The following is a 26,228-nucleotide window of genomic DNA, read 5'->3' as shown; positions in this document are numbered from 1 at the left end:
CCCTGTCAGTCCCGCGCCGAGGCGTACGTCGCGGCATGCGCGTTGGTCGAGGTCTGTTCCTCCGTCGTGGCCTGTGTGTCAGTCGTCGTCTCCGCCTCCGTCGAGGGCTGGGTGTCGGCTAGCAGGCCCAGGAGGTATTCGGTGAGGGCCTCGACCGTGGGGTGGGTCCACATCGCGGTGGCCGCGAACTCCAGCCCGGTGTCACGTTGGATGCGGTTGCGAAGCTGCAGCGCGAGGAGGGAGTCCAGGCCGAGGGAGACCAGCGAGGTGTGGGTGTCGAACTGGTCCGCATCCAGGCGGAACATCTCGGTGAGGTGGTCGGTGACGCACTGGCGCAGCAGTTCGCGGCGCCGCTCGTCCTCGGCACAGGCGGTGAGAGTGGCCGCGAGGTCCGTGCCGCCGTCCCGCCCCTCGGCGCCGATGAGGGGGGCGAAGAAGGCCAGCGCGGCGGTCTCGGGGTGGGAGGCCGTGCGCAGCTCCAGATCCGCCACTCCGTATCCGGTGCGTGTCCTGCCGTGGGCGAGGATCTTCTCCAGCGCCGCGAGTCCCTCCTCGGGCCGAATCATGGTGTAGCCGAGCTGTTCGTTGTAGGCGCCCCGCCCGTGCTCTGCCCAGCCGCCCCAGTTGATGCTGACGGCGGGCAGTCCCTGGGCACGGCGCCAGGCGGCGAACTCGTCGAGCCAGGCGTTCGCCGCTGCGTAGCTGCCCTGCCCGGGACGGCCGAGGAGGGAGGACTCCGACGTGAACGCCACCCACCAGTCCAGCTCCGGCATCCCCGCCGTCGCCTCGTGCAGCCGCCAGGCGCCGGTGGCCTTCGGGGCCCATACGCGGTTCAGGAGGTCGGTGCCGATGTTCGTGGTGACGGCGTCCTCGACGACCGCGGCGGCGTGGATGACACCGCGCAGGGGGTGCCCGCACGACTTCGCCGCTGCGATGAGCCGCTCCGCGCATCCGGGCACGCTGAGGTCGCCGCTCACCACCTCCACCCTGGTGCCGGCAGCACGCAGCTCCTCGATGACCGCACGGGCGCTCTCGGTGGGGGCCGAGCGGCTGTTGAGGACGATGCCGGCCGCCCCGCGGCCGGCCAGCCACCTGGCGATGACGAGGCCGAGCCCACCCAGGCCGCCGGTGATGAGGTAGGAGCCGTCGGCCCGTACGACCTCGACGTCCTCGGGGTTGACGGGCAGGGTGGCGGTGCCCTGCGTGGGCCAGGTGAGGACGAGCTTTCCGGTGTGCTGGGCCGCGGCCATGGTGTGGAAGGCCTCGGCCGCCTCCGTCACCGGGTGGGTGGTGACGGGCAGCGGCGGCAGTTCGCCGCTGCCCAGCGCTTGCCCGAGTTCGCGCACGACGCGGGCGATGAGGGCTGGATCGGTCTGCCGGAGCAGCACCAGATCCACGCTGCTCATGGTGATGTTGCGGCGGAAGGGCAGGAGCCCGATGCGGGAGTCGGCGTAGATGTCACGCTTGCCCAGCTCGATGAAGCGTCCCTGGCGTGCCAGGACATCGAGTCCCGCGGCCTGCGCGGGCCCGGTCAGGGAGTTGAGCACCACATCCACGCCGCGGCCCCGGGTGATCTCGCGCACCTGGTCGGCGAAGTCGGGGTCGCGGGAGTCCAGGACGTGGGTGAGGTGCTGCTCGCGCAGAAAGGCGCGCTTGGCCTCGCTGCCCGCGGTGGCGATGACCTCGGCGCCGTACAGCCGGGCGATGTTCACGGCGGCCAGCCCGGTTCCGCCGCTCGCGCTGTGGATCAACACGGTCTCGCCCGCACGGAGTCGGGACAGGTGCCGCAGGGCGTACCAGGAGGTCATGTAGGCGACGGGTAGGCCGGCCGCGGTCTGCAGGTCCATGCCCTGGGGAACGGGGAGGGCCGCGTCCGCGCGTACGCACACGCGGCGGCTCATCAGCGGATCGAGCCGTCCGTCGTCGCGGTAGACGAGCGCGGCGACCCGGTCTCCCACCCGCACATCCCGTACGTGCCTCCCCACGGCGGCCACCGTGCCCGCGCCGTCGAAGAAGGTGGGCGGCGGCGCCCCGTCGGGCGTCGTGAAGCGGTCGAGGGTCCCCAGGGCCTGGAGGATGTTCCCGAAGTTGATGCTGGTCGCCTCGAAGGCGATCTCGATCTCGTCCGGTGCGGGGGTCTGTCGGGCGCCGGCGACCAGGTTGACGGCGCTGGTGGTCCGCACCTCGCCGCGCTCCAGGGTGACGGTGTCCCGGCTCCAGTCGACCGCGCGGAGCTGCCGCTCGTCCCCTGACATCGGTGTGTTGTGCAGCCGTGCCAGGTAGCGGGTGTGGGCGCGGTAGGCGATGTGGTCCTGCTCGGGCGGGCATGCCAGGAGTTCTTGTGCGAGTTCCCCGGCGGTGGTGGAGCGGTCGGTGTCGACCACGGTGGGCCGCAGTTCCGCGTGTTCGTAGCTGAGGATGCGCGCGAGCCCCTGGAGCCCGGACTGGCCGAGGGAGGGCCGCTCACCGGCCATGACTTCCTGCGCGGCGCACGTGATCGTCCACAGCCTCGTGGGGGTCGCTCCGGCTCGCTCGGGGTCTGCCAGCGACTGGGTCAGGCGGATGAGCCGCAGGGCCCGTTCGCGGGCCCGTGCCTCACTCTCGGAATCCACCGCGGTCTCCTGCGCGGGAAGGTAGACCACGTTCCGCGAGGCCATCTCCCCCTCCTGGAGGCCGTTCTCCACCTCTGGGAGGCCGTTCAGCAGCCGGGCGGCGAAGCCGTCGGTGTCGCCGGACACCTGCGTGGCCGGGTGCGGCAAGGGCAGGAGCGTGACGTGGGCGCCGTGGGCGCCCAGCGCTTCGGCCAAGGCGGCGGCCCGGTCGGCGGCTTCCGGCTCCGGGCACAGCGTCCACGCCGATGTCACCGCCCCCGCCTCGGTCCCCGTCTCCGTCTCCGGCGGGGCCTCCAGGGGAGACTCCTCCCAGAGGGTCTGCAACAGCCTGCTCTCGAAGCGCTCCTCGGGCGTGTGGGAGGGCACCTGGACGAACTCGATGCCGGCGGCCTCGGCCAGCACTTCGCCCGCCACGGTGAGCAGTTGGATGCGCGCGGAGCACCCACGCGCATCGGCGCGGTCGAGTCGTACGTGGCAATGGCTCGCATCGACCACATCGCCGTGGACCCTCAGGCGCCCGATGCGGCGGGGCACCATGCTGCCCGGCTCCACCTCGGTGGTGGCGAACCAGGTGGCGCCGACGGCCTGGAGGCCGACGTCCAGCAAGACCGGATGCCAGTGCAACCGCCGCGCGCCGATGCGCGCCGCAGCGGGCAGTTCCACCGTGGCCAGGGCCGTGACGGGCCTGGTTCCGCTGCGGAGGGCCAGCGCGGTGATGCCAGCGAAGGCGGGCCCGTGCTCGATGCCGCGCTCTTGGCGCATGTGGGCGTAGAGCCCTGAGGGGTCGACGGGCTGGTCGTGGCGGGAGGTCAGCTCCTCCATGTCCCAGCCTGCGGGGCGCTCCTGCCCCTGCTCCTGCTCGGCGAGGTGGAGCTGCGCGGTGGCGTGGCACAGGCCGGCGCCGTCCGGATCGGGCACGGTGAGCTTCCAGTCGCTGCGTCCGGGGCTCCGTGCGGCGGCGGTTGCCGTGACCGCGGTCTGGCCGCGCAGCGGCAGGAAGTGCCGCAGTTCCACGTCGGTGACCTCGACCCGTGTCACCTCGGCGGCGAAGGTATCGGCGGCGGCGCTCAGGGCCATCTCGCAGAAGGCCGCCCCGGGCAGGACCGGTACGGCGTTGATCCTGTGGTCCCCGAGCCAGGGCAGGGTGTCGGAGCCGAGGGTGGCCTGCCACAGGTGCCGGCCCTCACCGTCGGGGTCCAGCACGCACGGGCCGGTCAGGGGGTGGTGGGCCGGGGCCGGGCCCCCGGAGGCGGCGGCCCGTTGCGGGCGGTCGATCTGGTAGGTACGCCGTTCCCAGCTCGTGGGCGGCGCGTCCGTCAACTCGCCCGCGCCGTAGAGGTTCTGCCAGGTCACCGGGTGGCCCGCGCAGTGCACACCGGCCAGGTGGTTGAGGAAGGCGGACTTCTCCGGGGTGTCCCGCAGCAGCGAGGGTACGTAGGTGGTCCTGTTGTGCGTGCGCTCGGAGGCCGTGGAGCGTACGGCCTGTCCCAGGAGGGGGTGCGGGCTGATTTCCATGAACAGCCGGTAGCCATCGTCCACCGCCGCACCCACCGCACGGGCCAGTCGTACGGTGCTGCGCAAGTTGGTCGCCCAGTAGGCGGCGTCGCAGTGCACGGGCGTGCGCGGATCATCCAGAACGGTGCTGTAGAAGGGCAGGGTGGGCTTGTCGGGTTCCACGCCGGACAGCTCGGCCCGCAGTTCATCGAGGATCGGGTCCATCTGCGCCGTGTGCGAGGCGATCTCGACGCTGATCAGCGACGCCATGACGTCCCGCACCTTCCACTCCTCCACCAGGCGCTGGACCTGCGCGGTATCTCCGCCGATGACCGTGCTGTGCGGCGCGGCCTCCACGGCGACGGCCACGCCCTCGGCGCCGGAGCGCACCAGGTCCTCCTCGACCTCGGACCGGGTGAGGTCGACCGACGCCATCACCCCTTGGCCTGCCGTGCGTTCGACCAGCCGGGAGCGGCGGCAGATCACCCGTACCCCGTCCTCCAGGCACAGGGCACCGGCCGTGACGGCGGCGGCCACCTCGCCCATGGAGTGACCGATGACGGCGGAGGGCGTGACGCCGTGGGCGCGCCACACGGCTGCGAGGCCCAGTTGGACGGCGAAGATGACGGGCTGCACCGTGCCCATGCCGGAGATCTCCGCGCGGGAGGAGAGCGTCTCGCGCACGGAGAGACCCGCCTCCTCCTTGATGAGCGGCTCCAGCATGTCGATGACCTGGGTGAACGCGGCGTCGCTGTCCAGTAGTCCGGCGCACATTCCCGCCCACTGGGAACCGTGTCCGGAGAAGACCCACACCGGCCCTGGCCCCGCTTCGGCGACCACCTTGTCGGCCATGACGCCCTCCGCCGACGTCTCGGCCGCATACGACGTGAGGCGTTCGATCAGTTCGGAGCGCCGCTCGGCGACCACGCCGACCCGATGGCGCGCGTGGGAGCGGCGTGTGGCCAGCGTGTGCGCCACATCGGCCAGGGGCGCTGCTGCCCCCTCCCCCTCCAGCCAGTCGGCGAGCCGGCCGGCGGCGATGCGGGTGGCGGGACGGGTCCCGCCGGAGAGCAGGAAGACCCGCTCCCCGTCCGCGCTCCCGCTGTCTTGCGACCCGCCGCCCGCTTCGCGCCGCCCTCCTTCCCTCTCGTGTGCTTCCTCCCCGAATCCGGGTTCCGCCGACTGCTCCACGATCATGTGACAGTTGGTCCCGGAGACGCTGAATGAGGAGACCGCCGCCCGCCGCGGGCCGGGCGCGCCCCAGGCGTGTGGCTCCGTGGGCACGTACAGGCGGGTGTCCGCCGCGTCGATCTCCGGGTTCCAGTCCCGGAAGTGCAGGTTCGGAGCGATGGTCCCCTGGCGCAGACAGCAGACGGTCTTGAGCAGGCTGGCAAGCCCCGCCACCGGCTCGGTGTGACCGATGTTCGTCTTCACCGACCCGACCGCGCAGCTTCCCTCGCCCCGCCCGTACACGGAGGCGATGGCGGCGAACTCCTGCGGGTCGCCCACCGCCGTCCCCGGCCCGTGCGCCTCGACCAGGCCCACCTGTTCGGCCCGGACGCCGGCCCGCTCCAGGGCATGCCGGTAGACGTCGGCCTGGGCGCTCTGCGAGGTCGCCATCAGACGTGAACTGCGGCGCCCGTTCTGGTTCACCGCGGACCCACGTACGACGGCCAGGACCCGGTCCCCGTCGCGCCGCGCGTCTTGCAGCCTCTTGAGGACGACGACCGCGCAGCCCTCGCCGCGCACATACCCGTCCGCCGCCGCGTCGAAGGAGTGGCACTGGCCGGTGGGTGAGAAGAAGGACCACCGCGCGGGCAGCACCGTGCCCTCGGGATCCAGGGTCAGCGAAGCGGCGCCTGCCAGCGCCACCTCCGACTCGCCGCCAAGAAGGCTCTGACAGGCGGTGTGCACGGCCACGAGCCCGGAGGCGCAGCCGGTCTCCATGGTCAGTTGGGGACCCTGCAGGTCCAGCAGGAAGGCCAGCCGTCCGGCGGCCATGCTGTCGGTCCCGCTGTGAATCGCGTACGGGTCGGTGTCCTCCAACGGGCGCTGGGAGCGCAGCAGATAGTCCCTCGAATACAGGCCGAAGAAGGTTCCCACCCGTTCTCCGGCGAGGCTGGTGGGCGGAATTCCCGCGTTCTCGCAGGCTTCCCAGGCGACCTCCATCAGCAGGCGGTGCTGTGGATCCACCCAGGGTGCTTCGTGCTCGCTGATCCCGAAGAAATCGGGTTCATAGGAGAAGACATCGTCGAGGAACGAGCCCCAGCGCATGCGCGCCGCCACTTCGGGCGGGAGTTCCTTGAGGGTTTCGGGGGTCCAGCGGTCGGCGGGCACCGGGCCGATCGTCTGGTTCTTCGCTTCCAGCATCTTCCACAGATCGGAGAGCGAGCCGATGCCTCCGGGAAACCGGCAGCCCACGCCTACGACAGCGACCTGTCCCCGGGGCTGTGTGTCCTCTCGCTCAGGAGGGTGGGCTGCGGGTGTGTTCATGGCCAACTCCAGTTCTGCGCAGTCGGATTGGACAGTGGTCGGCGACTCGAAGGGAATCCGTCCAGCCGCGCCGCATCACACACAGCGGTGGCTGCGGTCGCAATCCAGTGCACCGGCCCTGACCCGAACGACACAAAGGGTTACGGCAGTCGATGCGCTGCAATCGATGCGACCTTGCGCACTTGTGAAAGTCTGCGGAACTCCGGAGGTAGCACACCCCCCGCGGCGTGTTCACAAGGGCACAAGCGATGTACGCGTTCACGCACGGCCCCGCCGAGCGGAGTTCGGGTCCGTCGGCTCAAGGAACGCGACAGTCAGCCGGCTCAGCCGACGGCTTCCAGCTCATCCAAGGAGGGACTCGTGCCCCAGACGCGCAACACCCGGCTTCAGGCACTGCTCCAGGAGGCTGAGTGGAATGGCGCCCAACTCGCCGCCGTCTTACGGACGTTAGCCGCAGAGCACGGACAATCCCTGGCCTGCGACCGCTCGATGGTCTCGCGCTGGCTCGCGGGCACCACTCCCCGGCCACCGGCACCGGCCCTGCTGCTGCAGGCGCTCTCGCGGCGCCTGCAGCGGCCCGTCAGCGCTGCCGAAGCGGGCCTGAGCGGCGCGCCGTCCACGGCCCTCGACCTTCCCTGGGAAACAGACCCGCTGCACCGGCTGACCGCGCTCACCCGCGCCGAGCTGGACCCCAGCAGCCGCCACACGCTCAGCGCCGGGACCTACAGCCTCGCCGTGCCCGAATTATGGCGGTCACCCCATGCGACGACCACCGGCCCACGCCCGAGCGCGGCCGGCATGACGCGCCGGGTCGGGCGGCCGGAGGCTGACGAGATGCACACCATGACCCGCGTCTTCTCCGAGACCTCCCAGCTCCACGGCCCCAGCCACGTCCGTTCCGCGCTGGCCGCCTACCTCCGCCACGACGTGACACGGCGCCTGCACGCCTCCGCCAGTGAGAACGTACGCCACCAGCTGCTCATCGGCGCCGCTCAACTGGCGCTGCTGCTCGCCAACATGAGCGCCGACGGCGGCGCGGACGGACTCGCCCAGCACTACCAGCACACCGCGGCCCAGCTCGCCGTCGAGTCCGGGGACGCGGCCACCTTCGCCATCGCCCTGCGCACCATGTCCACCCACGCGCACGACAAGGGCCACCACACCCCCGCGGTTCTCCACCTGGCCGAACGCGCCGCCGACAGCGCCCGCGATGCCCCCCGGACCGTTCGCGCGTACGCACAGGCTCAACTCGCCGTCATGCAGGCCCACCACAGCAGGCGCGCCGCGCTCGCGGCGCTGTCCGCCTCCGAACGCCTCCTCGAACAGGCCCCCGACGCCTCCCCGGACCCCTTCAGCCACTACCCGGCCGCCGCCCTGCACTACCAGCGGGCCCAGACGCTGGCCACCCTCGGTGACGCGCCGGGGGCCACCCGCGCCCTCACCACGTCCCTGCGCTTACGCTCCCCTGCCGAACGGCAGGCTGCCGCCCTCACCCGCGCCCGACTCGCCGAGAGCTGCCTCGCGCAAGGGCACCTCGAAGCTGCCCTCGGTCACTGGCAGGTGTTCCTCGACACCTACCCCGCCCTGCACTCCTCGCGCGTCGCCCGCCGGCTGAGTGTCATGCGCCGTCTCCTCCACCCTCACCGCCGCCACCCCGGCACGGGTCAACTCCTGACGCGCGCCGCCTCTCTCTGCTGAACAGCGGGCGGTACGGGCGTCACCGCCGCTTCCGCCCAGCGGCTCGCTGACGTCCTCAGCGGTGGCCACGGGAGCGGAAAGCGGCGAAGGGCGAAGAACAACCTCGAAGGGATCCTGCATGGCGCAAACGCTATCCGCCCCCGGGGAACGCGCCAGGGATGACACATGACAAAACCCCGCCCGCTCCACTCGATGCGAGATCAGCGACGTAGCTTCCCAACCCACCCGAAGATCGGCTGCCACAGTGAGGTGCAATGACTCTGGCAGCCCTGCCTGACGGACAAGTTGGGCGTGGTATAGAGGAGGTTGCCTCCCGATGCTCTATCTAGAAACTTGCGTTTGATGCCGTGATGCCGGGTCATGCCAGGAGGTGGCGGCCTCGCCGGTGAGGCGGCGAGCCATCAGAGCTGGCCTACCGGCCACGACGCTGAGCAAACCCATACCGAACGGCAGTGAGCCTGCCGCACCGTGGACTCCCCGACAGACCTTGCAAATGCCGTGACCAGTGAATATTTTCAATCGCCCGATACCGTCTTCGTCAGAACTTCGCAGGTGAAAGGTTGTCGCCATCGCCGTCTCGGCGCCCTGTCGAGACCCACGCGATGGGCCGCGGTACGACGGTGGCGGTCAAGAACTTGTAGAAGTCACGGCCGGACATAGCCTGAGGATCGAAGTCAACACGCATGATCCGCAGTATCCACCGTGCGGTACCTCCGCACGCTAACCGGGGATCCACGGCGCTACCCAACAGCGTCGCTACAAGGAACCCAATCAAGAGTGCCTGTGCCTTCGAGTAGGCGAAGGCCGCCTCGAACCTCCAGTCGCACAGTTCGGCTGTCACATCGTCATTCGTCAAGTTGCTGCAACGCCCGCCCTGCGGGGTGTCCGCACAAGGCCAGACCGTCAACGAGAGCCTGGTAATGGGGCCGTGCCGGTGCGCTCAACTCGGGACGGAGCATGTGCAACCACTCCACCAGCAAATACCCCGGTTCCTCGACCAATCCTTCGGCGTTCACCAGACGCTGCCGTACCCACCGCAGTCCAGGGTCGAGCTGGTGGTACAGGGGCTGAGATTTGAGTAGGCCGATCAGGTGATCCCCGGCGGAGCGACCCACTCCCTTGGCGGTGCTCCATGCTTCGAGGGCCTCCTGCAACGGCGCCAGTGCCAGCCATCGCTCACGCGCTGTGCGAAGAACGCCGTCCACGTTCTGCTCTGCTGCACACACAGTGGGGTTGGGCGCCAGTTCGTCTAGAAGGTTCTGCTCCTGCCACTCTCTCAGGCGGCGCTCTGCCCGACGTGTGGAAGCGTCGTTGTCCACGGGTGCGGAAGGCCGGGTGAGGACCGATTCCATCACCGTGGGCCAGACCTTCTCCAGGGCAGGGATGAGTTCGGTTTCATACGTCGCGGTCAGCTTCAGACCGTGCAGCAGGTGGCTGAGCGCCCCCGCCGAGGGAGCCAACTGCTCTACCAAAGCGGTCAGTACACTGGGCTCGATCGTGGTGGTTCTCAGCAGGGCTGCGCACAGCGCGCTGTCCTCCTCCGGCCGCCGCTCTCTATCCGCATCGCCGTGGAAGCATGCGCTGCGTGCGTAGACCTCCAGCAGCGGCGTTCGCAGGCGGCGCGCGTGGGGAGTGCGGCAATGTGAGGTGACAGCGGCCTCCAGCGCCACCGGCAGCACACTGACCAGCTCCTCCAACACATCCTCATCTCCGATCAGTTGGCTGCAATCCGTCACTGGTGGCCGCTGCGGCTCCTGGGTGCATCGGACCCTGTTGGCCTTTTGCACCGCCAACTCCACGCTTGCCTCAGCAGCCTGCCAGGCCACGGCGTGGTGGCACGTGCCGCCCGCTGCACAGGGAACCGACCACAGCGCGCGTGCCCCTTCCGCAAAGTGGTCGCGCACCGCGCGGGCTGGATCGGCTGCGCACCCGCGAATTACCTCGATGAGCGCCTCGCGCATCGGCGACGGGGCTGCTACTGCGGGCAGAAGTGCCAGCGGCACCGCCAGAGCAGCCAGCAGGCGCTCATCCCACGGCAGTACGACATCACCGGGCGTAGCATCCTCGGCCGCCACCGGTGCGGCGGCGGCAACTATTATCTCCAGCGCCCACCGCACGCCGTCTGTCGACGGCGTGCGACCGCTTGCCGCGACCACGACTACGGCCGCGGCCACCGCACAGACCGCCTCCTGGCCTTCCCCAGCGTGGGCGAGAGCCTGCGCCCTGGCGATGTCAGACTGCAGATGGTCGGAGTCGGCGAGCTCCGGCACCCGCACACGATGCAGCCCACGGGTGCTGAGCGCGTACCGGCTCAACAAGTCATACCGATGGGTCATGCGCGCCGCGCGGGCACGTCGTCTGCCCAGTTCTTCAGCGATTTCCGTCGATGGCTGCGGTGCGATCACCCGACGGTCACCTGCATAACCTGGCGCGTACTGGTCGGGATTCAAATGGTCGGCCCAGTTCCCCAGCGCTACCGGATCTACCGCCTTGCTGCCGACGGCACGCAGCTTCCGGGAGACCTCTTGCAGATGGGCCAAGCGCTCGGCATCTGCGCTCTGTAGCGCATCGGCGACCAACTGCGAGGTCACTCTCCCCGGCGAGGGAATTTCCGCGTCTCCTCCAGTACACAGGCGCGCGTTCTCCATCTCCCACACCTCCGGGAGGGCGAGGAAGTCCACCAATGCGCCGGGATCCTCTTTCCAGTGGCGCACCAGCAACCGGTAGGCCAGGCTGGCTCCGGCAATGGTGCCCACCCGCTCTACCGCCAAGCGCGCGACCGCGCAAACGGGCGCTCCCGCGCCGATGAGTTGCTCCAGCCACGCTTCGAGCGCCATGAGCGCGCTGATGCATGGCTGCGGCCCGTTGAGCGCGCCGTGACACCAGGACCAGGCGGCGGCGTGACCTGGATATTCCCGCAGTCCAGTGCCCAGAAAGTCACCGCAGACCACCAAGGCGGGAACCGCGGAGGAATAAGGCTCCAGCACCTGTTCCAGCAATCGCCGAATCAGCAGCAGACCTGCGTGCGGGGCGTGTTGGAGCAGGGCGAGGAACGGTCCCCGCACCTTGGACGCCCAGCCGTACAGCGGCGGCCCGAGCCGCTCGTGCCGCCGCACCCCCTCGGGGAACAACTTGCCGTAACGCTCTCGCTGCTCGGGAGCCACCAGGTAGTAGCCGAGGGTCAACTCCACCAGTACATCCGGGGCGGTCGCGGCCAGTGCGTACCCCGGGACGGTGCGCTCGATGGCCGGCAGCAGCTCCTGAGGCCTACCCCGCATCACCTCCCGCAGCGCTGCGACGGCCCCCTCGTCCCGGTCGGCGCCCAGCAGCGCCAGTGCCTCTACCCATATCTGCGAAGAGGAGCCGGTCCTTACCGCCTCCAACGCAACGGTGCGTACCGCCGCGCGCAGCGGGCGGTACGCACCTACCTCTCCGCCGCCCACCTCCAGCCACGAAACGCTGCGCAGCCACTCAAGCACCACCGCACTTGCGGCATCCTCCTGCGGTCCGTTCCGCAGGTACCCCTGTTCCACCAGCCATGCCACGACCGGGGCGAGAACCAGCGCGCCTTCCGCAGCATCGCGTGCACATCGCAGTGCGCAGCGCAGCAACTGCTCCACCAGCACCGGCTCGTGGCGCAACCGCATGGAGAGGGCCGAGAGCACCTGCTCGCACCAACCGGCGTGAAGTAGCGCTTCCCAGGGCACCTCCTGCCAACGTGGGCCGTATTCGGCAGCCAGCTCGCTGAACGCCCGGTATACCTCCTGCCAGTTTGCTTCCACACTGCCGCCGCGCGAGGGGTCCAGGCGGACCTGACAGTAGATGCGTCCCGCCCGCACCGCCGTACGTGGGGCACGCCGCCCCAGCAGCGCAATCCCGTCCTCCCACGCCAGCAGTCGGTGGGCGGTCGCGAAGTCCCGGTACACATCGTGGGCGAAGGGATGGCCACCGTGGCCAGCACGCGGCTGATCGAGCGGGGCGAGCAGGCCGTCCGAGCGCAGCGACATGCGTGCCGGCCCCGAGGGTGGCGTGGCGCGCTGGCCGGTCAGTCCTTCTTCCGCCAGGCATACCAGTGCCGCCTCCCGGTCATCCGGCACAGCTCCCTGCACACTCTCGCCCCGGTTGAGGACCAGCGTCTGCCATACGTGGAGGTAGACGTCAGCCTCGCTGACCAGCGTCTGCGGCAGTGCGGCCCCACGGCGTGCGGAGCGCAGCAGCAAGTCGATGAGCAGCACCCGGCGCAGCAGCCAACAGGAGCGATCCTGCCCGGCCAGGTGTGCCAACTGCGGTGCAGCCCGAAGCACTTCGCAGATCTCCGCGTCATCCAAAGGCGGGACGTGCACCTGTGTCACCTTGGCCGCAGCACTGTGCCCACACAGCTCGCTCACCGTCTCCGCGGCGTCGTCCCGGCACACCAGCACCGGCGTGAGGCCGACCGCCACCGCCGCGTCGATCGCCTCCGCACACAGCTCTTTCAACCCCTCCTGGACTGCTTCTGCCCCCTCCACCACCAACAGGCCAGGGCGCCCTTCCACCAGTGCCGCACGGTGTGGAGCCAGCGCCACCTCGAGTATCTGCGCGAGCGCCCCGGCCTGCGGCTGCATCGCATGCAACGCCCCGACCCATACCAGCGCCCCATCCTGTCGCAGCAGGTCGACGGCTCGCAGCACCAGCGCCGACTTGCCCACCCCCGGCTCGCCGCGCACCACCACAGCTGCCTCGCCAGCTTCCTGTACCGCTGCATACAGCGTGCGCAGGGCCTCGCTGCGCTCAAGGCGCAGCGTTTGCCCCTCAGCGATCTCGAGCTCTTGAGGCCGTCGCCGCAGAGACCGCTCCCATTGATCAAACCGGTCCTGCCCCGGTGATGTTGCGGCCTGATAGACGTTCAGGTCCCCGTACTGGACTGCGTAGACGGTGCCTCCGTCCTGCGCACGGTTATTCTGGGCCGCCCCGGGCGACGCCTTCTGCTCTTCGTCGCCGGAATGGCCTGCACTCATCGCTCGGTCGCTCCGGGCCCCAGGTTCAGGTCTCCGTGCTGCACTGCGTAGACGGTGCCCCCGGCCTGCGCGTGGTTGTGTTGCACTGCACCCCGCGCGTGCGACCGTGTCGCCGACGGGTCGTCCGCCACCTCGTTTTCCCCGTCCGCTGGGAGAGCAGCGAGGACCTCCAGACAGGCCGCCGCCGCGTGTCCGGCAGCCCGCTGCTGCCACCCGGCCGCATCAGCCGCCGCCTTGTGTTCGTCGGTGACATCACTGATCCCGCGGATCGCCATGACCTCCACTCCGCCCCGCGTACCTGCCGCGGCGAGGCCGGCACTCTCCATGTCGACCGCGACGGCATCGTTGTAATTACGTCGCAGCCGGTCCTTCAGCTCGGCACTGTGCGAACTGAGCACTGCTTCACCCGAGGCAATCGGTTTGAAGTGCACCTGAGGCGCTTCCCGGCCACCCGCTCGGGGAAGTCGCACCCACCAGGCGCCGCCTTGCAAAGCATGCCGCGCCGTCTGCTCCAGCGCCACGGGCGCTGCACCGCCGTCCGGCCGCACCAGCACTTCGTCACCGAGGTACTTGACCCCGTCGTAGGCATAGATCTTGGTTCCCACCACGACGTCTCCCAAGCGGACCTCAGCCTTGAGGCTGCCAGCCACCCCGACGAAGAAGACCGCACGGGGCGAGAACTGATCCTGGGCACGCTGAACACACAGCGCCGCCGCCAGATTCCCCGGCCCCGTCTGCGCCAATACGACCGGGCACTGCACACCGCGCACGCTGCCGACCAGGAAGCGGATCTCTTCCGCGGGCACCTCCCGCGGGTTCCCCAGATGCACCCTCACCGCCTCGTGTTCGAGGGGAAGGGCCGTCAGCACCACGACCGGTCTGGCACGCTCCAACTCGCCCTCTGCCACGGGACGTTCCTCCTCCTGTCGATACTCACATCTTAGCGGCGCACACCGGTAGAAACGGTTCGCACACCTCGTAAAACACCCGCTGCCAAGCACAACACCCCGGCTGCGCACAATGGCCGCACAGCGCGCACTCCGGTACGACAGGGGAGATACCATGGCAGCAGCGGAAGACATCACCCTCGGCAAGCTTCTCCTAGCCGAGTACGACCGCCTGAAAGAAGAGCAGAAAACCCGCATCGGTTTCCGAGACAACCTTCTCTACGTCACGATGGCCGCCATCGTCAGCGTCCTCATCGGCGCAGCCAACACCCGCCATCCCGTTCTGCTGGTGGTCCTCCCCGCCGCGGTCTGCGCCCTTGGTTGGACCTACCTAGTCAACGACGAGAAGATCAGCGCCATCGGCCGCTACATACGCACCGAACTAGGCCCCCGTCTCGGCACGTTGGTCGATGCAGGCCACAGCCCTTTCGGCTGGGAGGCTGCTCACCGCCAGGACTCGCGCCGCACCCAACGCAAGAGGATCCAGTGCGCCGTCGACCTTGCGGTATTCACCGCCACCCCCGCCACCGCCCTGATCGTCTACTGGGCCAGAGGCCCACTCGCTTCCATTCCCCTGGCTGTATCCGTCCTCGAAGCCATCGCTGTGCTCATCCTGGCGTTCCAGATCATCGCCCACGCCGACACCCGCCCTTGATCCGTATTCGGCGCGGTGCAACTCGCCACCTGAGTAGAAGCGTGGGACGGGCCGGACGGACATCAACCCGCCCGGCAGGATGCTGCACCGACTTACGGGCTGGCCTCGTCAAACTGATCCAGCAGGTCCTGCCCGACATCGGTGATCTTCTTGACATCATCCGCGACTGGTACGCCCCTCGAGGTGTCCGGCCGAGGAGGGAAACCCGCCCGACACAGTCACAGCAACACCGCACCCGGCAGACCAGCTCACGCCCCTCCGAGAGAGGCCCCTCCGGAGGCACTACTTGTTCGACGTCAACACCCCACTCAAAGATCACGCAGCTCCCTGGGTTCTGGCACAGCACCAGTGCCACGTGATATCCCGGCGCCACGCTCAAAGGTCCGTTCTCAACCAGAGGGCTACGACCTGCAGGAAGTAGCCACGCGGCACCACCACACGCGGCAAACTACCCAGATGACCGGTTACCTCCTCCCCGTACTGAAGATCGCCACCTTCCTGGGTGTCTTATATCTCTTTAAGGTGATCAAGCCGCGGATCCGCCATATAGGACGTGCGGGCACGCGCATCTTCCGCCGCAGAGTCGTCGAGCCTTGGAACGACCGCGCTGAGGAGAAGGCCAGACTGCACATACGCCATGCCGTCCTCCACCTGGAAACCCTGGTACCAGGGGTGCCTACACGATCATGGTCAGGCATGGTCACGGCCGTCACGCGCTGGTGCCGATATGCCGAGCTGACAGCCATCTGGCATGCCGTCGTGATGGGATTCTTCGCATGGTGCCTGTTCCAGATCGGGGAAGTCGGAACCGTCATCCGGTACGCAATGAACCACCCGCCCGGCAGCAACCCCCAGGCAGGGCCGGGCTGCTGGATGGCGGAGCATCCAGACGCAACCTCAACTGAACAGTGCAGAACGGACGAACTGGACCCTCTTGCTGCTCTGTGGCGAGCGATACGTGACCTAGTTGAGTGGATGCGAGACACAGCCGTTCCGTCGGCAAGCTCAGCAGTGACCAAACCGCTGGGCGACCCTGCCGGCACACTAACAATCCTCGCTGTAGCGGCCCTGGTGCTGACGCTCCTGAGCGCCCTACGTGCGGCTCTGCCGACCTTTCAAAGCCTCAACAAGAGCCCCCAGAACGCTAATAACCCCGCCAACCAGTGGAATTACAGGGCGGCGCCGCGTTCGCGCGACAAACCCCTCGAAGAGAGACAGTGGCGCCCAGTGGTGGAGTTGCTGTCTGTCTGCGGAACCGTGGGAACGGAGTACAAGAGGCAAGAGTCTCGCCGTCCCCTGGAGTGTCCGGACATCACCCTCAAGGCTGCCGAGCGAGTCGTATGGACCGCTTGGCGCGCTCGGCACGGCCGCGTACGGCGAGAGCGCCGACGGCAGTTGAAGCAGCACGCAGCACAGGTGGTCGGAGCGTTGCGTGCTATGGAAGACCGGCAGTACAGCAGTGCAGACCCGAGAAAGACCCTCGAAGACACCGCCGCCATGCTGTTGAAGATTGCCCAGCGGTACGCCGAGGGCCGCACCCTGGCCCTGCTGGACCCCGCTGATCTGGAGGACATAGAGGAAGCGGTGAATCGGGAGTGGATGCGCGCAACTGCCATGGGCGTGGGAGTAACCGTCATCGCCACCGGGTTCCTGGTATCAGACCTTCCAGAACCGGCAGCAACACCACTGATCGGCACGCTCTCCCTGCTCCTATGGATGGCGCTCTACGGAGGGCGAATCAAGGACTCCTCTCTCATCGACATCATGCGCGGCCAGAGCCGAACGTGATCTCAAGGGGTGTCTGCTCTCGATGCGGTCGTTCCAGGAAATAAGAACTACGGGACTCCATGGAGATCAGTTCTTGAGCAGGGTTCTGTTGACGCTTGATTGTCACCCTGACTCAGCCGAGCGTCATGGTCGACCGGCAAGAGGGGCGAAGCCACGCACACTTCAGCCCAGATTTCCTCAACAGAAATCGATCGTAGCGAGACGGTCTCCGTGTAACCGCTGTAAGCAAGACCGTTATCCAAAACTGGCAGCCAGCCACGGGCGCACCAAGACCCGACTATGGCCTTCTCGACTGATCGAGCGTCACGGCCAAGCGGGAAGCTCATCGTCTTGAGGACGGTCCACCCGTTACGACTGTGCTCGTACAGACGGCTGTTCGTCGGAACGAGTTCGCAGATACCGATCTTGGCTGCAGCCAGAGTCGTCTTAATGACTATGTACAGCAAGGCCGGTCGGTGGGGCTTGAAGCCATGATCGGCACACTCTGCACATGGACCGCCGCTGTACCGCGCGTTCAGGGACGGGTCGCAATAGTGGCCTTTAGCCAGACACCGGCCTGGCCATCTGGACGCATCGTTCGGGTAGGGGACCTCAGGGTCGGGCTCGTAGCCCCATGCACGCGCTATTCGACGGGCCTTGCCATCGGGAAACTTGGCTCTTCCGCCGCAGTGTTCACAACTGCCCTGACCTGAGCGGATGTTGTCCAGGCGAGGGCTGACGACGGTGAGGCGGGACCGACAGCTACCGGGTCACGTCGCGTCGCCTGTGTCGCATGGGCGCTTGGGACTCGGGCGACTGGCGAGCGTCTGCCTCACGCTCGCCGAGCCCGCCAAGCGTGGGGCACACCCCGAATCTATCGAGCAGGCCCATGCTGACCTCGCCGCCGCTCAGACCGGCGAACTCCCCGTGCCGCGGAGGGCGCAGGCAGCGCAGTCCACCCATGACAACCCGCCTGGGATCCTCACTCGCGTTCTCTCATGGACTACAGCTGCTGCGCGGTGCTTTTCGGCGATATCTACTGGAGCCCTTATCGCATGCCAACTGGCGGACGCTTGGCGGCATTCCGCTTTCCTGGGGCAAGTCCTTGCCCCAGGCGCGGGAGGCGGGTGTCATGGCGGGCGAACAGGTCACCTTCGGTCGCGGACGTGAAAAGCCGGGCTCACCGCGGTACTTGCCCCTGGATGCGGTGCGCGACGGCTTCGCGCTGCTGACATCCGGGCCTCGGCCGCTGACGCTGGATTGCCGACCGTTCCCCGCGCTGCCCGACGCGGACGTTCCCCTGGGTGAGCTGCGCGGGCTTCTGCTGCAGCGCAGGTGTCCGCCGCGGTCGCGGGATGCGGTGTGGGCGGCGATGGTGGGCCGCGCCCGGCTGCAGGGTGCGACGTGGACGCTGGCGTGTACGGGGATGGCGCTGCCCGGTCTGGCACGGGTGGTGCGCGCGCTGTCGGTGCGCTGCCCGCAGGAGGCGGGGGATGTGCATGCCGAGGTGCTGGCCGGCTACCTGGCGGCGCTGGCCGAGGCCGATGTGGAGGCGCCGCATGTGCTGGCGCGGTTGCTGCGCGCAGGCCACCGCCACGGGCTCGTTGCCTTGCGTGCGGCCGACTCCGCGCCGCTTCCGCTGCCGCCGGGGGTCGGCTCCACTCCCCCGCCCCGCCCCTGGGGGCACCCGGACTTGGTGCTGGCGCAGGCGGTCCGGGTCGGAGTCCTGACCCGGACCGAGGCAGACGTGATCGGGGCCACGCGGCTCGAGGAGCAGAGTCTTCAGCTGTGGGCGTCGCGGCACGAACGCTCGGCGGAGGCCGCCTACAAGGCGCGGCGCCGTGCTGAGCAGCGGCTGCTGGCTCATTTGGCCGAGTGCGCTCCCGAGTAGGGGGCGGGGCGTGCTCGTGAGGCGGGAGTGCTGCCGGGCAAGGGTTGAGCGGGGGCGCGCAGGGCGGGTGAGCGCGGCGGTTCCAGGGCCGGGGCGGTCTGGGGTGCGCTGCGGATCTGGGCGACCAGTCTGCGGGCGCGGGCCGCGCCGACTCCCAGGTGTTTGCGCAGGGTTTCGGCCGAGATGGGCCGGTGGTGCTCGGCCCAGTGCTGGGCATCAGCTGCACGTGCCTTCCTCACCAGCGTCTCGTCCAACAGCGGCGCGACGGTGGGCGGTTGCCCCGGTATCGGTGGGCGCGAGGAAGACATGGCGCGGGGGTGCTGGGCGGGGGCGTGGGGAGGGGCCGCTGGCTGCGCCCGGACGGCTGGGTCCGGGTCCGGTTCGGGACTGAGTCCGTGGAGGGCCTGGAGGAGTCCGGGTCCGGTCTCGCACCAGCCGATCAGCAGCAGCGGACCGACCGCGTCGAAGGCCGCCTTTCCCGGGTGCCCGGCCAGGAGGGGGTCGGCCACGTTCAGCGCCAGCGTCATCATTCCCGCCGCGCACAGCAGCACCCGCGCGGAGCGCAGCTGTCGGCGGCCCGCACCGTGCAGGGCCAGGCAGCGCACGCCCACCAGCAGTCCCAGCACCGACAGGTCCACCGCCGGTGCCACCAGCGGCGCCACCCACGCGGTCACCCCCAGGCGCAGTGCGAAGCTCCACACGTTGCCGAAGCCGAACAGGAACGACAGCGCGATCACCGTGACCATCACGGTCGTCACGAGGCGCACGGTGATGCGCTGTTGCCCTGGCGTCACCGGACCGCGCAGGTACGAGTTTGCAGGGGTCATCGCCACCACCTCCGGACGCGGGCCTGTCAGTGCCCCCTCACTGGAAAAAGGCCTCTGGGAGCGGCCGTTTTGGACACGGTGGGCGCTGTTCTCTGCCGTTGACTCCTTAGCCGGCGGTTACGGGGCTACTAACGCCCCAGCTCACACTGCCCGTTGCCGCCCCGTCGCGCCCTGCGCCCGGTGTGGGCCGAGTGATCTCTTCCTCGGCAGTGCGGCGCGGCGGCGGGAAATTTCCCCCTTCCTGTGGTGTCCAATTCCGGGGCTCTGGGCGCCCTTTTTGTAGTGAGGAGGTTTCTGGAGAGCCCTCCCGACCGCCTTCACCCAGGAGGTGCGTGATGCACCACCCGTCGACGCCGCGAAGCCACCTCCGCGCTGAGACCCGCCCCGGCCGCAGGGCCGGTCGGCTGTGTGTGCCGGTGCTGGCGACACTCCTCGCGGTGGGGCTCGCGGCGGCCGCCGTGCTGGGCGCGGCCTCGCCTTCCGCCGCGGCCTCGGCGGCCCGCGCGCTGGCGCTGGCAGGGTCGGTGGAGGAGGTGCTCAACAACATCCGCAACTGGATCATGGGCATCCTCGGTGCCCTGGCCACCGTGTTCCTGACCGTGGGCGGGGTGCGCTATGTGATGGCCGGTGGCGATCCGGGCGAGGTGGAGAAGGCCAAGTCCGCCTTCCGCAGCGCCGGTTGGGGGTACGGGCTGGCGGCCCTGGCCCCGCTGGTGGTGGAGATCCTCAAAGGGATCGTGGGCACGTGATGGCCCCCGCAGAGCTGGCCACCGGTCTCCTGCACCGGCGCTGGGTGGGGCTGGTGCTGGGCGCACTGCTGCTTGCCCTCCTTCTCCTGCACGGGGACAGCAGCGCGGCCTCCGCCTCAGGTCACGTCCCGGCCGCGTGGAGCGCCCCGCCGCCGTGCACCGGGCCGGACTGTCTCCCGCAGCCCGACCCCTCGCCCGCCCCGCCCGATGTCCAGGCTCTGGTGTCGCCTCAACTGCCCGACGGCGGCGGGCTCAGCGGGCCCGCGGGGGTGTCGGGCTGGGTGGCTCGGGGCGTGGCGGCAGCCATCGGCTCCTTCTTCCAAGGACTGATCAGCTCCGCCCTCAATCCACTGCTCGATCTGCTCGGCCACTCCCTGCTGGCAACACCGACTCCCTCCTCGCTGCCGCGGGTGGGGCAGCTGTGGGCCGGGTCGTGGCAAATCACGCTGGCCTGTTACGGGCTGCTGGTGATGCTGTCCGGCCTCGTGATGATGACGCACGGCAGCATCCAGAGCCGCTACTCGCTCCGGGAGCTGGGTCCGCGTATTCCGCTGGGATTCCTGGCCGCCGCGCTCTCCCTCTTCTTCGCGCAGAAGGCCGTGGAGCTGGCCAACGCCCTGACCCAGGCGGTGCTGGGCGAAGGACTGGAGAAGAAGTCCGCGGGAGCGGCGCTGCGGGACTTCGTGCTGGCCAACATCGGCGCCAACACCAACATCTTCATGCTGCTGCTCTGGGGCCTGGTGGCGCTGGGCCTGCTGGTGCTGCTGCTCACCTACGTCGTACGCATCGCCCTGACCGTGCTGCTGATCGCCGGGGCGCCGCTGGCGCTGATGTGTCATGCGCTGCCGCAGACCGATGGGGTGGCGCGCTGGTGGTGGCGGCTGTTCGGCGGGGTGCTGGCGATCCAGGTGGTGCAGTCCCTCGCTCTCGTCGTGGCACTGCGGGTCTTCCTCACCCCGGGCGGCTTCAGCCCCTTCGGGCCGACCCACAGTGCACTGATCAACGCGCTGGTGGCACTGGCGCTGCTGTACATCCTGGTCAAGATCCCGTTCTGGGTGCTGCGTTCGGTCCGCACCGGGCGCGGTCACTCCCTGGTGGGTCGGCTGGTGCGGGCGGTGGTCGCGTACAAGACCTTCGGGCTGCTGCGCGGCACGCCGTCGCACGCGCGCGGTCTGCACTCGGCCCCCGGCAGGCAGCCGCCCCCTCCCTCATCGCCCCGGCGTCGCGGCGGCAAGGCGCCCTGGCCGCCCAACCCCGCCCGCCCGGGCTCCGGCCCAGCCCCCGGCGCTGGCTCCGGGACTAGCTCCCGGCCCGGCTCGGGCTCAGGCGCAGGCCCTGGCACCGGCGCTGGCTCTCGGCCCCGCCCCGGCGCAGGCGCACGCCCCGGCTCGAGCTCTGGCTCTGGCGCTCGGCCTGGCGCAGGCCCGGGCTCTGGTCCGAGCAGCGGCAGCGGCAGCGGCAGCGGAGCTCAACGAGGACACGCCGCTTCCCGCTCCGGTCCGCCGCGGGGCCAGGCCACCGTTCAGCCGCCCCCGCCCCGCACCCACAGCCCGCACCCGGCAGGGCGCAGCCAGGCCGCGCCCGCCTCGCACCCGCCGGGACGGACGCCGGGCGGCCCCGGCGCGCCGGGCTTCCGGACCCCACGCGCCGTCCCCGCCCCAGCCCCCGTGGTGCGGCGGCGTCCGCCGGGCCCGCCCCGCTTCCAGGAACCGGTCGTGCGCCCGCCCGTCCGACCGGTACGTGCCAGCGGCCCGCCGCCGCCTGCCCCCTTCCTGGCCCCTCGGCCCCTGGTAACCCCTTCAGGTGGTGACGACCATGCGTGATCGTTTCTCTTCCGCCCGGCAGCCCGGCGCTCTTGGCCACCACAGCGGTGTGGTGGCGGCGTACGGCCTGCTGGCATCGCTGCTGCTGTGCAGCCGCCCTGCCGCCTGGGCCTCCCCGCCTTCCGTGCCCGCACAAGAGGCCGCTATCGGCCAGTTGCCGGCCGACGGGCAGGGCGATGCATCCACGACGTACCCCGGCGCCCGCGCGGACGACGACCACCACGACGGCACACCCCGTACGAGCACCAGCGACGAGCGCACATCAGCGCGCCAGGAGACGGACCGGCAGGCGGACCGCGAGGCGGAGGCGGGGCAGGAGGATGCCGCAGCCGCCTTCCTGCGCGCTCAGGGGCTGGATGCCGCCCAGTGGAGGGTGACCGGCGTGCGCGCCACGCAGTGGACACGGCCCGACGGAAGCCTGGGCACCTCCACCCGCTACACCATCACCCGCACTCCGCCGCCTGCCGCTGTCCCCGGCCTGGAGGAGCTGCTGGCGGCGGTCCGCACCCGCCCGCCGCGCCCCGAGCGGGCGGCGCCGCAGGGAGATCACAGCTTCGTGGTGGCGCTGGGCGACATGCACTTCGGCACCTGCGACGGCGATGCCGCCGAGGGCACCGCGCGGCGCACCCTGGCGTGTCTGGATGCGGCGGCCGACCGACTGGCCGCCTACCGGCAGCGCTTCGCCATCGGCCATGTGCACCTGGCCTGGCTGGGCGATCACATCGAGGGGTTCGTCGCCCAGGGCGGAGCGCAGGCGTGGCGTACGCCGCTGCCGTTGACCGAGCAGATCCGCCTGACCCGGCATGTGATGCTGCACGCGGCGCTGACCTTCGCGCCGCTGGCTCCACGGGTGACGCTGGCCGCGGTGCCGGGTAACCACGGCCAGGCGGTGCGCGTCTCGGGGCGGGGGCCCACCCGCTTCGATGACAATCACGACACCGAGGCGCTGGTGGCCGTGCACGAGGCCCTGGCCCTGGATGCGGAGGCCTTCGGGCATGTGACGGTGCACGTTCCCGCGTCCGATGAGCTGACGGTGGTCGTGGAGTGCTCGGGCACGGTGGTCGCCCACGCGCACGGCCACCAGTGGCCGGCCGGGCAGCACTTCGCCTGGTGGCGCGGGCAGGCCTTCAACGCCTCCTCGCCGCTGCAGCGCGCGGACGTGCTGCTGGCCGGGCACCGGCACCGCGAGTTCACCGACACCGAGGGGCCGCGCACCTTCATCCAGCCCCCGGCCCTGCGCGCGGAGTCGACCTGGCACCGCCACCGGCACGGCACCGCCGGCGCCCCCGGCCTGCTGGTGCTGGTGACCAAGGACGGGCAGGTGCCGGTCAAGGAGGTCGTGCGGTGAGCGCGGAAGCGGCGGGTGAGCGACGATGACGCAGCCGGTGCGCATCCCCGTCGATGTGGAGCGCGAGGACACGGTGGTGGCGAACCTGTCCGCCCGCCAGGTGCTGCTGCTGGCCGTGTCCGGCCTGGCGCTGTACGGGCTGTGGGGCGCGCTGCGCACCCTGGTGCCGCTCCCCTTCTTCCTCCTGCTCGCCCTCCCCCTGGGCGGGGCGGGCGCCGCCTTGGCGCTGGGGCGGCGGGAGGGGACGTCGCTGGATCGTCTGGCGCTCGCCGCGGCCCGCCACCTGCTGTCTTCCCGGGTGCGGCTGTGCGCGCCGGAAGGTCTCGCCCGGCCGCCGCTGTGGCTGGCGCGGCGCGCGCAGCACACGGCCACGGCCCGGGTGACGGCCGTGGCGGCGGAGGAGATGACGCCGGTGCGGCAGGTCTCGGAGGCGGGGCTGGTGGATCTGGGCGCCGAGGGCCTGGCGGTCATCGCGGTGTGCTCAAGTGTGAACTTCGCGCTGCGCTCCCCGGCCGAGCAGGAGGCGCTGGTGGGCGCGTTCGGCCGCTATCTGCACTCCCTGACCGCGCCGGTGCAGATCCTGGTGCGCGCCCAACGCCTGGATCTGCACGGGGAGCTGGCCGAGCTGCGCGAGCGGGCGTCCGCGCTGCCGAATGAGGCGCTGCGCTCGGCGGCGTACGAGCACGCCGGGCATGTCGAGGAGCTGGGCCGCGGCAGCGATCTGCTGCGCCGTCAGGTGCTGCTGGTGTGGCGGGAAGTCCCGCCCGCCCGTACCCGCCCGGGCCGGCGGGGGCGGGAGTGGGGGCGTCGGCGGGCGCAGGCGGCAGCGCCCGCCCTGTCACCGGTCTCGCTGCGCGCGGCCGAGGCGCGGCTCGTGCGCCGCATGGTCGAGGCGCAGGAGCTGCTGGCCCCCTCCGGCATCACCGTGACCCCGCTGGGCGCGGCCCCTGCGCACACCGTGCTCAAAGCCGCCTGCCGCCCCGATGCCTGCCTGCCGCCCTCCCCCGCGCTGGCCGCACCCGAGGAGGTGGTCACCGCCGGGGGCGGCGCACCGGAGACGCTCGGCCCGACCTCGCCCTCTGCCGCCCTCGCTTTCGCGCCCGATGCCCTGGCCGTGGGAAGCCGCCATGTGGAGGTGGGCGCGGACCACATCGCCGCCTTCGCCGTGAGCGGATATCCGCGCGAGGTGTACCCGGGCTGGCTGCAGCCGCTGCTCACTCATCCGGGGCGGCTGGATGTGGCGTTGCACATCGATCCCCTCGATCCCGTCACCGCGGCCTCCCGCCTCAAGCGGCAGCTGGCCCGTCTGGAGTCGGGGCGGCGCTACGCCCAGGACAGGGGACAGTTGCAGGACCCCTACGCCGAGGCGGCGGCCGAGGATGCCTATGAGCTCTCGGCGCGTGTGGCGCGTGGCGAGGGCAAGCTCTACCGGCTGGGGCTGTATCTGGCCGTGCATGCGGGCGGGCGCGAGGAGCTGGGCGAGGAGACGGCAGCCCTGCGCTCTCTGGCCGCCAGCCTGCTGCTGGACGCGCAGCCGCTCAGCTACCGCAGCCTGCAGGGGTGGACCAGCTGCCTGCCGCTGGGCCTGGACGCGGTACGCCTGCGCCGCACCTTCGACACCGAGGCGCTGGCCGCCGCCTTCCCCTTCGCCAGCCCCGACCTGCCACCCGCCGACCCGGTCTCCCTCGCCCCGGGCGGCGGGGTGCTCTACGGCTACAACGCGGGCAGTCAGGGGCTGGTGCACTGGGACCGCTTCGCCCAGGACAACCACAACGCCGTGCTGCTGGGCCGCTCCGGGGCGGGCAAGTCCTACCTGCTGAAGCTGGAGCTGCTGCGCTCGCTCTACCGCGGCGTGCACGCCCACATCATCGACCCGGAAGACGAGTACGTGCGCCTGGCTCGCGCGGTGGGCGGCACCTGCATCCGCCTGGGCGCGGAGGGCGTACGCCTCAACCCCCTGGACCTGCCCGTGCACACGCGCCCCGACGGGCGGCGCGCCGCGCCCAAAGACGCCCTGGTGCAGCGTTCGCTGTTCTTGCACACCCTCCTCGCCGTGCTGCTGGAGGCGCCGCTGGAGCCCGCGGCGCGGGCGGCCTTGGACCGCGCCGCCACCGCGGCCTACGCGCAGGCGGGCATCACCTGCGACCCGCGCAGCTGGAGGCGCCCGGCGCCGCTGCTGGCCGATGTGGCCGACGCCCTCGAGCGCGGCGGAGGGACGGCGGGCGCCGAGCTGGGCGCCCGGCTGCGTCCCTTCACCCACGGGTCCTTCCGCGGCCTGTTCGCCGGGGCCACCACCTCCCTGCCCGAGGGACATCTGGTGGTCTTCTCCCTGCGCGCGCTGCCCGCCGAAGTGAGGTCCGCGGGCACGCTGTTGGCCCTGGATGCGGTCTGGCGGCAGGTATCCAGTCCCGCTCTACGCCGTCCGCGCCTGGTGGCGGTGGATGAGGGGTGGCTGCTGATGCGCCAGCAGGCGGGCGCCGACTTCCTCTTCCGCATGGCCAAGGCCGGGCGCCGGCACTGGGCCGGGCTGACGGTGGCCACCCAGGACACCGCCGACCTGCTCGGCTCGCAGCTGGGGAAGGCGGTGGTAGCCAACGCGGCCACCCAGATCCTGCTGCGCCAGGCCCCGCAGGCCATCGACGAGGTCACCCGCGCCTTCTCCCTCTCCCAGGGCGAGCGGCAGTTCCTGCTCAGTGCCGAGCGGGGCCAAGGTCTGCTGGCCGCCGGGCAGCACCGGGTGGCCTTCACGGCCCTGGCCTCTCCCTCCGAACACCAGCTGATCACCACCGACCCGGCCGAACTGGCCGGCCACGCCGCCTCCCGGGCGCCCGCGCAGGCCCAGCCGGCCGCCCCGGACGGGGACTTCACCTCGCTGTCCGCCGACGCCGAGGGCCACTTCCTGCTCGGCCCCGAATAGGCCCCTGCAT

At 70.4% G+C, this 26,228-nt stretch carries 12 protein-coding genes; 8 read left to right on the top strand and 4 right to left on the bottom strand.

The window, feature by feature from the left end; translation table 11 throughout:
• Positions 1-5: 5 nt before the first annotated feature.
• Complete coding sequence (locus ABEE00_RS06690; RefSeq protein ID WP_345744321.1) at positions 6-6,599, bottom strand: type I polyketide synthase; 6,594 nt, start codon at positions 6,597-6,599, stop codon at positions 6-8.
• Between the two features lie 360 nt (positions 6,600-6,959).
• On the opposite strand from ABEE00_RS06690, the gene ABEE00_RS06685 reads away from it, so the two are divergent.
• Entirely contained in the window at positions 6,960-8,297 is a 1,338-nt protein-coding gene (locus tag ABEE00_RS06685) for an NsdA family TPR-like regulatory protein (RefSeq protein ID WP_345744320.1), read from the top strand.
• Positions 8,298-9,142: 845 nt separating this feature from the next.
• Here the strand turns inward: ABEE00_RS06685 and ABEE00_RS06675 are convergent.
• Both ABEE00_RS06675 and ABEE00_RS06670 read right to left on the bottom strand, forming a co-directional pair.
• Positions 9,143-13,294 (bottom strand): ATP-binding protein, encoded by a 4,152-nt coding sequence (locus tag ABEE00_RS06675; RefSeq protein ID WP_345744319.1) that lies wholly within the window; start codon positions 13,292-13,294, stop codon positions 9,143-9,145.
• Positions 13,291-14,202, bottom strand: a complete 912-nt coding sequence (locus ABEE00_RS06670; protein WP_345744318.1) for a 5'-methylthioadenosine/S-adenosylhomocysteine nucleosidase family protein — start codon at positions 14,200-14,202, stop codon at positions 13,291-13,293. The genes ABEE00_RS06675 and ABEE00_RS06670 overlap by 4 nt, the downstream gene beginning before the upstream one ends.
• A gap of 154 nt (positions 14,203-14,356) precedes the next feature.
• On the opposite strand from ABEE00_RS06670, the gene ABEE00_RS06665 reads away from it, so the two are divergent.
• The 3 genes from ABEE00_RS06665 to ABEE00_RS06655 all read left to right on the top strand — a co-directional run bounded on the left by ABEE00_RS06665 (position 14,357) and on the right by ABEE00_RS06655 (position 18,554).
• Positions 14,357-14,896, top strand: a complete 540-nt coding sequence (locus ABEE00_RS06665; protein ID WP_345744317.1) for a hypothetical protein — start codon at positions 14,357-14,359, stop codon at positions 14,894-14,896.
• A 456-nt stretch (positions 14,897-15,352) separates the two neighbouring features.
• Positions 15,353-16,684, top strand: a complete 1,332-nt coding sequence (locus ABEE00_RS06660; protein WP_345744316.1) for a hypothetical protein — start codon at positions 15,353-15,355, stop codon at positions 16,682-16,684.
• Between the two features lie 1,111 nt (positions 16,685-17,795).
• Positions 17,796-18,554, top strand: a complete 759-nt coding sequence (locus ABEE00_RS06655; protein WP_345744315.1) for a hypothetical protein — start codon at positions 17,796-17,798, stop codon at positions 18,552-18,554.
• On the opposite strand, the gene ABEE00_RS06650 is transcribed toward ABEE00_RS06655, so the two are convergent.
• Positions 18,527-19,381, bottom strand: a complete 855-nt coding sequence (locus tag ABEE00_RS06650) for a SpdA protein (RefSeq protein ID WP_345744314.1) — start codon at positions 19,379-19,381, stop codon at positions 18,527-18,529. The genes ABEE00_RS06655 and ABEE00_RS06650 overlap by 28 nt on opposite strands.
• A 416-nt stretch (positions 19,382-19,797) precedes the next feature.
• Between ABEE00_RS06650 and ABEE00_RS06645 the strand changes: the two genes are divergently transcribed.
• Genes ABEE00_RS06645 through ABEE00_RS06630 form a run of 4 tightly spaced genes read left to right on the top strand, consistent with a single transcriptional unit; the run spans position 19,798 to position 26,218 of the window.
• Positions 19,798-20,130 (top strand): pilin, encoded by a 333-nt coding sequence (locus ABEE00_RS06645; protein WP_345744313.1) that lies wholly within the window; start codon positions 19,798-19,800, stop codon positions 20,128-20,130.
• A complete protein-coding gene (locus ABEE00_RS06640) occupies positions 20,130-21,953 on the top strand; it encodes a TrbL/VirB6 family protein (RefSeq protein ID WP_474775248.1) in 1,824 nt (607 codons plus the stop codon). Before ABEE00_RS06645 ends, ABEE00_RS06640 begins: the two co-directional genes overlap by 1 nt.
• Positions 21,946-23,301 carry a hypothetical protein gene (locus ABEE00_RS06635; protein WP_345744311.1) on the top strand — a complete coding sequence of 452 codons (1,356 nt, stop codon included), beginning with the start codon at positions 21,946-21,948 and terminating at the stop codon, positions 23,299-23,301. Before ABEE00_RS06640 ends, ABEE00_RS06635 begins: the two co-directional genes overlap by 8 nt.
• 25 nt (positions 23,302-23,326) lie before the next feature.
• On the top strand, positions 23,327-26,218 hold the full coding sequence (locus ABEE00_RS06630) for a TraG/VirB4 family ATPase (RefSeq protein WP_345744310.1): 2,892 nt from the start codon (positions 23,327-23,329) through the stop codon (positions 26,216-26,218).
• Positions 26,219-26,228: the final 10 nt, after the last annotated feature.

Source organism: Streptomyces odontomachicola, from assembly GCF_039605595.1.
Classification (GTDB): Bacteria; Actinomycetota; Actinomycetes; order Streptomycetales; family Streptomycetaceae; genus Streptomyces.
This window is presented reverse-complemented; position numbering and strand designations above follow the sequence as displayed.

What these genes read in the sequence shown, in the direction of transcription:
- ABEE00_RS06655 (WP_345744315.1), top strand. Translation starts at nt 17,796, where the DNA reads ATGGCGGGCGAACAGGTCACCTTCGGTCGCGGACGTGAAAAGCCGGGC.
- ABEE00_RS06635 (WP_345744311.1), top strand. Translation starts at nt 21,946, where the DNA reads ATGCGTGATCGTTTCTCTTCCGCCCGGCAGCCCGGCGCTCTTGGCCAC.
- ABEE00_RS06665 (WP_345744317.1), top strand. Translation starts at nt 14,357, where the DNA reads ATGGCAGCAGCGGAAGACATCACCCTCGGCAAGCTTCTCCTAGCCGAG.
- ABEE00_RS06640 (WP_474775248.1), top strand. Translation starts at nt 20,130, where the DNA reads ATGGCCCCCGCAGAGCTGGCCACCGGTCTCCTGCACCGGCGCTGGGTG.
- ABEE00_RS06630 (WP_345744310.1), top strand. Translation starts at nt 23,327, where the DNA reads ATGACGCAGCCGGTGCGCATCCCCGTCGATGTGGAGCGCGAGGACACG.
- ABEE00_RS06650 (WP_345744314.1), bottom strand. Translation starts at nt 19,381, where the DNA reads ATGACCCCTGCAAACTCGTACCTGCGCGGTCCGGTGACGCCAGGGCAA.
- ABEE00_RS06660 (WP_345744316.1), top strand. Translation starts at nt 15,353, where the DNA reads ATGACCGGTTACCTCCTCCCCGTACTGAAGATCGCCACCTTCCTGGGT.
- ABEE00_RS06675 (WP_345744319.1), bottom strand. Translation starts at nt 13,294, where the DNA reads ATGAGTGCAGGCCATTCCGGCGACGAAGAGCAGAAGGCGTCGCCCGGG.
- ABEE00_RS06690 (WP_345744321.1), bottom strand. Translation starts at nt 6,599, where the DNA reads ATGAACACACCCGCAGCCCACCCTCCTGAGCGAGAGGACACACAGCCC.